This window comes from Nostoc sp. WHI (genome assembly GCF_015714725.1).
GTDB lineage: Bacteria > Cyanobacteriota > Cyanobacteriia > Cyanobacteriales > Nostocaceae > Nostoc.
Genome location: NZ_WBKM01000061.1, coordinates 24,143 through 34,750 on the forward strand (window position 1 = coordinate 24,143; position 10,608 = coordinate 34,750).

8 protein-coding genes and 1 CRISPR repeat array are annotated in these 10,608 nt (G+C 39.4%); of the genes, 4 read left to right on the forward strand and 4 right to left on the reverse strand.

All coding sequences use genetic code 11. From position 1 onward, the window contains the following. Positions 1-313: 313 nt before the first annotated feature. From F8S12_RS06255 to F8S12_RS06270, 4 genes are all read right to left on the reverse strand, one after another. Positions 314-1,483 carry an EcsC family protein gene (locus F8S12_RS06255; RefSeq protein ID WP_196515463.1) on the reverse strand — a complete coding sequence of 390 codons (1,170 nt, stop codon included), beginning with the start codon at positions 1,481-1,483 and terminating at the stop codon, positions 314-316. Between the two features lie 140 nt (positions 1,484-1,623). Then, on the reverse strand, positions 1,624-2,631 hold the full coding sequence (locus tag F8S12_RS06260; RefSeq protein WP_196515470.1) for a WD40 repeat domain-containing protein: 1,008 nt from the start codon (positions 2,629-2,631) through the stop codon (positions 1,624-1,626). Positions 2,632-2,769: 138 nt separating this feature from the next. Next, a complete protein-coding gene (locus tag F8S12_RS06265) occupies positions 2,770-3,063 on the reverse strand; it encodes a hypothetical protein (protein ID WP_196515471.1) in 294 nt (97 codons plus the stop codon). Positions 3,064-3,372: 309 nt separating this feature from the next. Beyond that, positions 3,373-3,543, reverse strand: a complete 171-nt coding sequence (locus F8S12_RS06270; protein WP_196515464.1) for a chlorophyll a/b-binding protein — start codon at positions 3,541-3,543, stop codon at positions 3,373-3,375. A gap of 426 nt (positions 3,544-3,969) precedes the next feature. Between F8S12_RS06270 and ald the strand changes: the two genes are divergently transcribed. From ald to F8S12_RS06295, 4 genes are all read left to right on the forward strand, one after another. Further along, positions 3,970-5,061: an alanine dehydrogenase gene (gene ald, locus F8S12_RS06275; RefSeq protein WP_196515465.1), complete on the forward strand. Its 1,092-nt coding sequence runs from the start codon at positions 3,970-3,972 to the stop codon at positions 5,059-5,061. Between the two features lie 301 nt (positions 5,062-5,362). Beyond that, a CRISPR array of direct repeats spans positions 5,363-6,767; the repeat unit is 37 nt; unit sequence ATTGCAATTCACCAAAATCCCTATTAGGGATTGAAAC. A 163-nt stretch (positions 6,768-6,930) separates the two neighbouring features. Continuing rightward, complete coding sequence (locus F8S12_RS06280; RefSeq protein WP_196515466.1) at positions 6,931-7,545, forward strand: hypothetical protein; 615 nt, start codon at positions 6,931-6,933, stop codon at positions 7,543-7,545. An 891-nt stretch (positions 7,546-8,436) separates the two neighbouring features. Then, positions 8,437-9,033 carry a cytochrome b/b6 domain-containing protein gene (locus F8S12_RS06290; protein ID WP_196515467.1) on the forward strand — a complete coding sequence of 199 codons (597 nt, stop codon included), beginning with the start codon at positions 8,437-8,439 and terminating at the stop codon, positions 9,031-9,033. A 96-nt stretch (positions 9,034-9,129) separates the two neighbouring features. Then, complete coding sequence (locus tag F8S12_RS06295; protein ID WP_196515468.1) at positions 9,130-10,563, forward strand: bifunctional orotidine-5'-phosphate decarboxylase/orotate phosphoribosyltransferase; 1,434 nt, start codon at positions 9,130-9,132, stop codon at positions 10,561-10,563. Positions 10,564-10,608: the final 45 nt, after the last annotated feature.

Sequence of the window (10,608 nt, forward strand, 5' to 3'; positions counted from 1 at the left end):
GAACATTAATTTAGTAAAACACCACAAAAGCCTGCCAAACTTCAACGACTTGGCAGGCTTTAAACTTATTAAAAATATTTAGCCTCATTCAACCTTTTCAATCACCTTGTAATATCATGTTCGACTTAATGCTTATGTCATTGCGAGCGGAGCGCAGCAATCTCAAACCTTTGCGATTGCTTCATTCCACTTCGTTGCATTCGCAATGACATATCGTAAGTGATTTACAGAACATGATACAAGGGCTAGTTATGTTTTTGATACTCGTGAACTCCGCTCACAACTCCACTTTTTTACCTCTTTTCCTAATGCCTTATGCCCCAATTCCATTTGTATCAATATTAAATTTGTTAGCGATCGCTTTTATTATTTCTTGCTCAACTGCTGTAGTCTGGTTGTCAAGCTGGGCAATTTTGTAACACTGAGCCAACAAGGGTAGGGCAAAATCACGATTCAGCTGACTGAGTAATATATCTAAAGACTTAGGTGATTTAATATTTTGGGCAATGGTATCCAACGAGTTAGAACTGAGGTTTACAGCTTGTAATTCTAGCAAAATTTCTGACCAAGTTTTTTCTGGATGACTCGCAAGGATCATGTGAACTAAAATTTGATCCATAATGGCTTCTTGAGCGATCGCACTTTCCAGATACTTCTCACTCTGTTGTTTTAATGTTGCCAGTGTTTGTGGCGATGTCAGGGAAATTGATGTGTCTAGCTTGGCTTCGTAAAATTGACAAGCAGCATACCCCAATGAATAGATCATCGTTGCATTTGAACTTACAGCGATCGCTGCACCAGCAAATGGCACATTTCGCAGCAAGCCTAATCCCGCAGCTTTCAACAAATGTCCTCCACCCAAAGCCAGACCAAAAATTGCCAAAATTTCACCTTTACGCGCAGGATCTTTTAAATCTAGCCCGTAGACAGATGCAATCTGATAAAGCATTTCTGACTGCAATTCTGTGGTTGCTACTAAATCAATTGCCAATAAGGCCACAGCTATTCCTGGCAAAATACTAGTTACTAGCCCAACAGTGCCTGCTTTAGTTGCTTTTTGCACCATGATTCGGTGAGCAATCTGCCTGGGTGATTCATCAGGATACTGTTGCTTAAGCTTGTTTACCGCAGCTTCGGCTTTTTCCAGATTCACAACGTCAGTAGCGCCAATTAGCCAATTCAGATTTAACACGCCAGATACTTTTCGGATCAGCCAATTTTCGCTGAGGCGATTCACTACCTCACCACTAGTTTGAGTTGCTTGCTCAATTAACTTGTGTGTTTGTTTCGCTGTGGCTTCTCCTACCTCTATCGCTGTGTATAAGACTTCTATGCTATTCTGAAAAACAATTTCAGCAAAAGATTCTAATATAGACGGTTGATTTTCTACTGATGAATGAACATGGATTTTTACTTCTGAAATTTCGGTGGGTGAATTAACTGATTTGTTCACCTCTATTTCTGGTTGGGGTTTGTTTGCCATTGCTTGATGTCTAAAGCCTCTGTCTTTAACTTATAGCGAAAGTTTGAGCAGCTTGACATCTTCCAACAAGTACAAATTATGAATCAATACTTCTTTCAGAAGTTTGATATCTAGTTGACGATTATTTTGTGATATCGCTCTTAATTACGTTTTACTGGAATTCCCCAAATCTTGATTTTTTGATCAAATCCACCACTAGCAAGAATTTTACCATTTGGACTAAAAGCGATCGCACTCACCCAGTCTGTATGTCCACTCAGTATACCTATCAATTCACCTGTAGGTAGATTCCACAACTTAATTCCATCTCTGCCAGCACTAGCAAGGGTTTGTCCATCGGGGTTAATGGCGATCGCATTCACCCAGTTATTATGTCCTGTAAGGGTGCGGACTAATTCTCCAGTATTAATATTCCACAGTTTAATGGTGCGATCGCGACTAGCACTAACTAATGTTTCTCCATCTGGTGTAAAAGTTACAGCGCTAACACTATTAGAATGAGCTACAAATTCACTTCTTAATTGACCGGTACTCAAATTCCACAGCTTGATTACACCTTTATTGTCACCACTAGCCAAAGTTTGCCCATCAGGACTAATAGCTAGGGTATAAATCAAGTTATCAAAACGTACCAGAGTACCTAGAGGGCGCTGCTGTAACAAATCCCATAGACGAATCCCATCTAAAGCTCCACTGATCAGAACTTTACTATCAGGAGACACCGCTAAAGATAATACGTTGCTGGTATGTCCGACAAAAGACCGACTAAATTTAAAATTTTTCAGATTCCAGAGGTTAATTGTATTGTCATTACTACAGCTAACGAGAGTTTGACCATCTGGCGAAATTACTAAAGATTCTATAGCTGTTTTGTGTGCTTTGGTAGTATTCCCCAACTTTTTGCCGTTTGCTGGATTCCACAGGCGAATTACACCTTCGTTTTCAGCACCTCCACTCACAAGAATTTTGTTATCTGGAGTGAAAACAAGGGATTTAACGGTTCCGTTATGTCCTTTGAGTGTATAAAGTAGTTGTAGATTAGCAAAGCTGTTGGTATCTTGGGCATTTGGTGTTACTTCAACGGCAGCATCAGCCTGATGAACGTAAAACCCCTCCCAGGTAGTCACTGGAAGGGCAACAGCTGCCATAAATGTCAGGATAATGTATGGTCGCAGAAAACTACCCCCACCTCTTCCCTCACTACTCACTATTTTTCCTCACTTACTTTTAGATAGGTTTACCCCAATCGATTTTGCAGAATTATTTAAGTAATAGCTCTGCACTTCCTAAAGAGGTGGTTTTTTCTTAGAAACACTTAGCATTGGTAAAGGCGGACTAGAAGAACGAGAGGGCAAGTAATATTGCACTACAGGCTCCTCTGGTAGAGGACGACGCTGCTGGATACGCCACAACTTAAAGGCTAGCACTGTGCCTGCCGTTCCCAAACCAAAAGCGAACAATGACCAGCTATCATTCAATCCGCCAATTAGGGCATCGATAACGCCCATCGTAATCAATACACTGATTATTGGCTCTTTTCGGTAGGTTGACTTCAAAAAACGAGGTAATACGGCATTCATCACAGCTTGGTTAGTTCCAGTTCACTTTCGTATATATTTACTAAGAATACCTCACCCGTAATTTGCCTTTTTCATTTAAGGCAGACACTAATATTTTATTTAGTAGGGGGAGGAAGTATAGTCATTAATAGTCTTGAATATATTAATACACTTGATTCCTCTCTTGCTTACATTCTACGGCAATAATTTACGAATAAATTTAATTAAAGGATCTAGAATGAAGTGTTTAGTTATCAATTGGTGAACTACCCACACTGACTTGGAGTACCAAGTACAGTGTCGGCTTCTGTAATCACCTTATTGATGGCACTACTTCAGACCCAGCCATGATACCACCCCTTGATTGGTGACGTATTCAATCACTATCACCAAAGCGAAGCCAATCATTGCAGCTCGACCATTCAAGCGTTCAGCATATTCATTAAATCCAAACTTAGGCTCCTCTAATTTAGGCGTAATTGCTGGTTGTCGTTGTGTCATTTTTAAGAAACCTTTTTTCGGCAAATGGGACTTGATATTAGACTTCTCACAGAAGTCTCTTAAGGCGGGAATAAGCGGTAAAGATTAAAAGAATTGGCTCGTTCTTTTTCCCTTAACCTTTACCCTACACTTAGTAGCTTATGAGCTGATTGCAGTACTTGAATGCCAAGATGACTTGAGAAATTCAGCAAAAGCTTCCAAGTAGGGAGCTATACAATCGCTCTTTTAATAAATTGTTACTATTCTTTATATATTGTATAAATACTGGGGCAATAGTCAAGGGTAAGAGTTTGGAGCTACTCAGATGAAATTGAGGGACTTAGGACAGAGAATAGCTATTTCCAATACAGCTATCCCAATGTAGAAGTAGCAAGCTAGAGATTGGCAGGCTAGAGTTATTAAACAAAAAATTATTAGAGGCGGTACATGAAAATTGGCGTTCCGAAGGAAAATAAGGATCAAGAGTTTCGGGTAGGTTTAAGTCCTTCTAGTGTGAGGGTGCTACGGGAAAATGGTCATAGTATTTTTGTCCAGACGCAAGCAGGTACTGGTGCTGGATTTACAGATGAAGATTACAGAAGTGCTGGAGCCGAGATTGTCCCCACATCAGAAGTGGCTTGGAATCGGGAATTGGTTGTAAAAGTCAAAGAGCCTCTGACATCCGAGTATAAATTTTTGCAAAAAGAGCAGATATTATTTACTTATTTACATTTAGCAGCCGATCGCAAATTGACAGAGCATTTAATTGATTGTGGCATTTGTGCGATCGCCTACGAAACTGTAGAACAACCCGGTGCTAACAAACTACCTTTGCTCACCCCCATGAGTGTGATTGCCGGTCGGCTAGCAGTACAATTTGGAGCGAGATTCCTAGAACGTCAGCAAGGTGGTAGAGGTGTGCTTTTGGGCGGTGTACCTGGAGTCAAACCAGGTAAAGTAGTAATTTTAGGTGGTGGCGTTGTCGGCACTGAAGCAGCTAAAATTGCTGTAGGTATGGGTGCGATCGTGCAGATTTTAGATGTAAGTGTCGATCGCTTATCTTACCTAGAAACCCTATTTGGCTCTAGAGTCGAATTACTTTATAGCAACTCAGCCCATATTGAAACTGCCGTTAAAGAAGCCGATTTGCTCATTGGTGCAGTTTTAGTACTGGGACGTAGGGCGCCAATATTAGTATCCCGCGAATTGGTCAAACAAATGCGTCCTGGTTCTGTAATAGTTGATGTTGCTGTTGACCAAGGTGGTTGTATAGAAACCTTACACCCCACATCGCACACAAATCCGGTATACGTTGAAGAGGGTGTGGTGCATTATGGCGTTCCTAATATGCCAGGAGCAGTACCTTGGACAGCAACTCAGGCACTCAATAATAGTACATTACCTTATGTTGTCCAGTTGGCGAATTTAGGAATTAAGGCATTGGAAGTTAACCCAGCATTAGCTAAGGGTGTGAATGTGCAGAATCATCACTTAGTGCATCCTGCTGTGCAAGAAGTATTTCCTGATTTGGGAAATTAAGGTGTGCAAGTATTAGGCGATCGCTTATTTTAATGATGGTAGCGATCGATAATTAGGCTAATTTCTTTGCCAAATGCGCGGATGGGTAGGTGTACAAAATGAGAAGGGGCAAAAAATGGCTGCACCTCCATCTATATAAGACTTTGGAGGCAAGAGTGCTTTTAAACCATCCGCGCACCTTATGGGGACTATGTTTCAGCGATTTGCATCTTGTGCTATGACTATTCCCTGTGTTATGATTCAATGGTTCGCGCAACTGCACCTTGAAAACAAAATACAGCACGGCTTTTAGATGCCAGCTATTGCAATTCACCAAAATCCCTATTAGGGATTGAAACTTTGGCATCACACGCTAACTTTTGAATTATTCGCCATTGCAATTCACCAAAATCCCTATTAGGGATTGAAACGAATGCAGTTTGGGCAACTGAAGCGCGATCGTATTGCAATTCACCAAAATCCCTATTAGGGATTGAAACCAGATGGGTAAAAATCTTTAATTGGATAGGAAGAATTGCAATTCACCAAAATCCCTATTAGGGATTGAAACACTCTCAGGATGGAATACAATTATTCGTTTTCCGCAAAGCATTGCAATTCACCAAAATCCCTATTAGGGATTGAAACTGAGGTGGTTTACTTATCAATCGCCGCACTCAAATTGCAATTCACCAAAATCCCTATTAGGGATTGAAACGTGTTTAACGCGCTAAATGCTAGCGGTGAGGTAAGATTGCAATTCACCAAAATCCCTATTAGGGATTGAAACTCTCTCTACGCTCGATCAGTCTGTCCATTGCAAGATTGCAATTCACCAAAATCCCTATTAGGGATTGAAACTAATTTATCAAAACTCACATCAAGAGTAATTCGTGATTGCAATTCACCAAAATCCCTATTAGGGATTGAAACTCAATACCCTGTACTTGTGGTATTTGCAGCACAATTGCAATTCACCAAAATCCCTATTAGGGATTGAAACGGCAATGGTGCGTCAGGCAGTGCTTCTAGTGCGGATTGCAATTCACCAAAATCCCTATTAGGGATTGAAACAAGGTGTGCAAGCCTTTCTCGTTCGCCTACGTTGGATTGCAATTCACCAAAATCCCTATTAGGGATTGAAACCCAAGCAAGCAGCATCACTAATCTAAACACCCAAAATTGCAATTCACCAAAATCCCTATTAGGGATTGAAACCCAAGCAAGCAGCATCACTAATCTAAACACCCAAAATTGCAATTCACCAAAATCCCTATTAGGGATTGAAACAAGTTGCTGCTTACTTACTGCAAAGCCTGTTTTATATTGCAATTCACCAAAATCCCTATTAGGGATTGAAACCAAAACCGAATTCATGTGGGAGAACCTTTTACAGTGTGATTGCAATTCACCAAAATCCCTATTAGGGATTGAAACGAAATAACGCCAAATAGGGATAATAAAGATGAAGTATTGCAATTCACCAAAATCCCTATTAGGGATTGAAACAAACTTGTATCATCCATTGGTACAGATGTGTCAATTGCAATTCACCAAAATCCCTATTAGGGATTGAAACCTTTTACCTCTGATAAATTATCGAACGGCGCTATTAATTGCAATTCACCAAAATCCCTATTAGGGATTGAAACGAACTCGATACATCTATTATGTATCGTTTTTACCTTGCATTGCAATTCACCAAAATCCCTATTAAGGATTGAAACAGCTACGCTATATCTACGCCGTCTAGCATAGTTCGCACCTCAAAACGGGTCTAAGAGCAAGATTCAGCCATTTTTACCCCTATTTAGTTGATCCCATGCTCATATAGAAAATTATGTATAATTTGCTCATAAAGATAATTACTGAGATGCAATTAAAAACCTTATGCCATTTATAATGTTGCTTGGTTTAGGAACTGCGGCTGCGGCTTTTTTTCTCTTACAAGGGTATAAACGTTCTCGAAAAGTAAAAGAAGAAGAAAATAAGAAATACGAACAACGTCAAGAAAATAATCGGTTAGAAAATCAGAAGCATTACCGTAATATTTCGCTAGAAAGGTATAAGCATTACCTTAATGTTTTGCTAGAAGATCATAAGTTTATCCTGAATATTATTCTTGCTATTTTGACTGTTCCATTAACTGTATTTGGTTACATTTTGTGGGAGAATTATAAAAAGTATCTTAACAAATCTGATTCTCAACCTATATCTGCGATTGTTGCAAAAACACCGTCTAAAAGTTGGATTCCTGATAGTTTACACCCTAAATATTCAAACGTAATTGCATCAAAAACAGAAGGAAAATGGGTTGCTGCACCAGGGTATAAATTATTGCGTCCTGATACTAGTGATCTAAAAGTTATCTGGGAGTCTGGTCAAACACACCCTATACATCCAAATGTAATCGCATCAAAAAAAGAAAAAATCTGGATTCCTGCACGCGGATATAAGTTTGTCACTGGTGATGATAATAGTGATCTTCGGGTACAACCTGAGTAGGGGTACAAGAATCATTAGAACAAAGGAGAAACTATAGAAGAATGCAGGGCTATGTTGAAAGATGCAACAAAAGAAATGGTTCTTGCCTATCGTCAACAAAATAAAGAAATTCCCACAGGTAGTTATTTGCTCGAACAAATTCCTATAGAGGTTTGAGTGCAATACGGTTCGGTTAAGGTTTTTTGATGAAAATTCTAGATCGGTAAGACGCGATAAATCGTCGTCACGACGAAAGATTGATTATTGTAGAGACGGCGATTTATCGCGTCTTTTGCCTTAACCAAAACCTATTGGGTTTGAGTGTGTCAGTCAAAGGAAAAGACCTAATTAAATACTTAGAAGAAAATGGCTTTTATTTATACGGCATCGTACTATTGATCGTATTACTGCTAATTAAATTTGTCAACAAGCAGGTTTATTACCTAATTTTTAACTGCTCTGTTAACAAACCTTAAAGGCTATTCCATGATATTTGTATTACATCTATTGAGTAATCCAAAAGCGATCACTATTAGTTGTGGTGAATGATGTTATTCTACAGACAATCGCTCTAATTTATAGTGTAAATCTACAAGCGATGTCTACGACGGGCTACGCCTACGCTTAGTTTAAATATAAGCATTACTCAAATAAATCAAATTTCGTTGCGCTTCTCAACTTTTTTCAAAAGTCGCTGTTGAACTACAACCAGAATTTGGAGCGATCGCAATTAAACTATAATGCGATCGCACTATTAAAACAGTAGCGAACATCTTTGCCAAAATACTGAATCATAAAATGGGAAAATAAGGGTGAGCAATACCACCCTCAAATTTGCAGGGCTATTTACCCAAGACAGACGCTTATACCTGTTTAAAACAGATAAACAGCAAACTTTATCAGTCAAAATCTATGACTTCGACCGTTTCCTCTCAAACTCGGAAGCCACCTATCCAAGCAATAGGAGCCAAAATTTTCCACTGGTGTAACATCATTAGTTTGTTTATTATGCTCACCAGTGGACTACAAATTTACAACGCCAACCCTGTTTTTGGTGGACGTGCAGGTTTGCACATTCCTCCCATATTTACCTTAGGAGGTTGGCTAGCAGGAGGGAGACACTGGCATTTTGCAGCAATGTGGCTATTTTCATTGAATCTTTTATGGTATGGAATTTACATTTTAATTACCCAGCGCTGGCGACATCGCTTTGTAAGTGCCAATGACCTCAAAGCATTACAAAAAAGTCAAAATTCCAAGCGGATAACTTATGCTTGGCATCGTATTGCCTATACAGCAATTATTCCTATCTTGCTACTAGCGTTATTTACAGGAATAGGAATGTATAAACCTGCTCAATTCCCCTGGATTGTGGATTTATTTGGCAATTGGCAAGCACTACGAATTGTTCACTTTGCTTCAGTACCGATGTTTATCCTCTTTGCAGTGATTCACTCTTTATTAGGGCGGAAAGCTGGGGGCACTCAACTTACAGAATCAATGTTTTGATAAACGAACAACTCTAAGGGAAAATGAGAAGGATAGGGGAAAATAACTCCTAACTTTTATGATGTTGGTGTTTATCCTTTTTAAAAAACTAAAAATATGATTTTTGTTGATAAATTGAATCGTAATATCTTGCAAAATCAAAGCTTACTGTTTGTAGGACTTGATCCAAATCCAGAGATGATGCCTGGGCGTTATGAATCTGAAGAACTCATCGCTGGTTTGGAGAAGTGGTTACAATTCATTATTGCTGAAACTTCTGATTTCGTTTGTGCTTATAAACCGACACTTGGCTTTTATGAAGCCTTAGGTATTCCAGGTTTAGAACTGCTGTACAAAACTTTAGCAGCTATTCCAGCCCATATCCCAGTTATTTTAGATGCCAAACACAGTGACTTAAATACTAGTACCATCTTTGCCCGGACTGTGTTTACAAAATGGCAGGTGGATGCAATCACTCTCAGTCCCTATACAGGACAAGATCAGGTAGCACCTTTTTTGGTCTATCAGGGTAAAGCAGTGTTTATTTTATGCTGTACTTCTAACCCAGGTGCAGAAGCTTTACAACAATATCCGACGAAAGAATCACCTCTTTACTTACAGGTAGTAAAAGAATCAAAAACCTGGGGAACTCCCGAACAATTGGGTTTGGAAGTGGGAACTACAAACCCTGAAATTTTAGCACTTATTCGAGCAGTTGCTCCTGAACGAATTATTATGGCGCGTAGCATCTGGGCACAAGGCCAAAACCTAAAGAAAATTTTAGAAGCAGGCTTGAATGCTAACGGTGATGGTTTGCTGATTCCTGTTCCTCAAGATATGTTGGGAAATACAAAGCTATCTGAAGAAGTCCAATCTCTGCGCGCAGAAATTAATCAAATAAAAGCTGAAATTATTCACGAAAATTTAACTTGTTCTGTATGGTTTCCTGATGTTTGTTTGTTAAATCAGCATCCCCAACAGGATTTAATTTTACAACTTTATGACATTGACTGCATTATGTTTGGCAGCTTTGTCCAAGCATCAGGAGCGATATTTCCTTATTACATCGACTTACGCAAAATTATTTCCAATCCCCAAGTTTTTAATCAAGTTCTCACTGCCTATGAAAATATTTTGAAGAACCTGAATTTTGATAGATTAGCAGGTATTCCCTACGGTTCTTTACCCACAGCTACTGGTTTAGCTTTGCGCCTTCATTGTCCGATGATTTTTCCCCGTAAAGAGGTAAAGGCTCACGGAACTCGGAGAGTAATTGAGGGTAACTTTCATCCTGGTGAAACGGTTGTGGTGGTTGATGATATTCTCATCACCGGTAAAAGTGTTATGGAAGGGGCAGAGAAGTTGGAATCAGCAGGATTAAATGTTAATGACATTGTGGTATTTATTGATCATGAACAAGGGGTGAAAGATAAGTTACAACAAAAGGGTTATCGTGGTCATGCAGTTTTAACTATTTCGGAAATTACTAATACTTTATATCAAGCAGGGCGAATAAGTGAGGAGCAATTTTTAGCTTTTGCTGAAAGTTAGTAATCGGAATAATGGGGAGTAGGGAGTAGGGAGTGGGGAGTGGGG

Excerpts from the sequence above, each read along its gene's own strand:
- F8S12_RS06255 (WP_196515463.1), bottom strand. The coding sequence starts at position 1,483 with ATGGCAAACAAACCCCAACCAGAAATAGAGGTGAACAAATCAGTTAAT.
- F8S12_RS06260 (WP_196515470.1), bottom strand. The coding sequence starts at position 2,631 with ATGGCAGCTGTTGCCCTTCCAGTGACTACCTGGGAGGGGTTTTACGTT.
- F8S12_RS06265 (WP_196515471.1), bottom strand. The coding sequence starts at position 3,063 with ATGAATGCCGTATTACCTCGTTTTTTGAAGTCAACCTACCGAAAAGAG.
- F8S12_RS06270 (WP_196515464.1), bottom strand. The coding sequence starts at position 3,543 with ATGACACAACGACAACCAGCAATTACGCCTAAATTAGAGGAGCCTAAG.
- ald (WP_196515465.1), top strand. The coding sequence starts at position 3,970 with ATGAAAATTGGCGTTCCGAAGGAAAATAAGGATCAAGAGTTTCGGGTA.
- F8S12_RS06280 (WP_196515466.1), top strand. The coding sequence starts at position 6,931 with ATGCCATTTATAATGTTGCTTGGTTTAGGAACTGCGGCTGCGGCTTTT.
- F8S12_RS06290 (WP_196515467.1), top strand. The coding sequence starts at position 8,437 with ATGACTTCGACCGTTTCCTCTCAAACTCGGAAGCCACCTATCCAAGCA.
- F8S12_RS06295 (WP_196515468.1), top strand. The coding sequence starts at position 9,130 with ATGATTTTTGTTGATAAATTGAATCGTAATATCTTGCAAAATCAAAGC.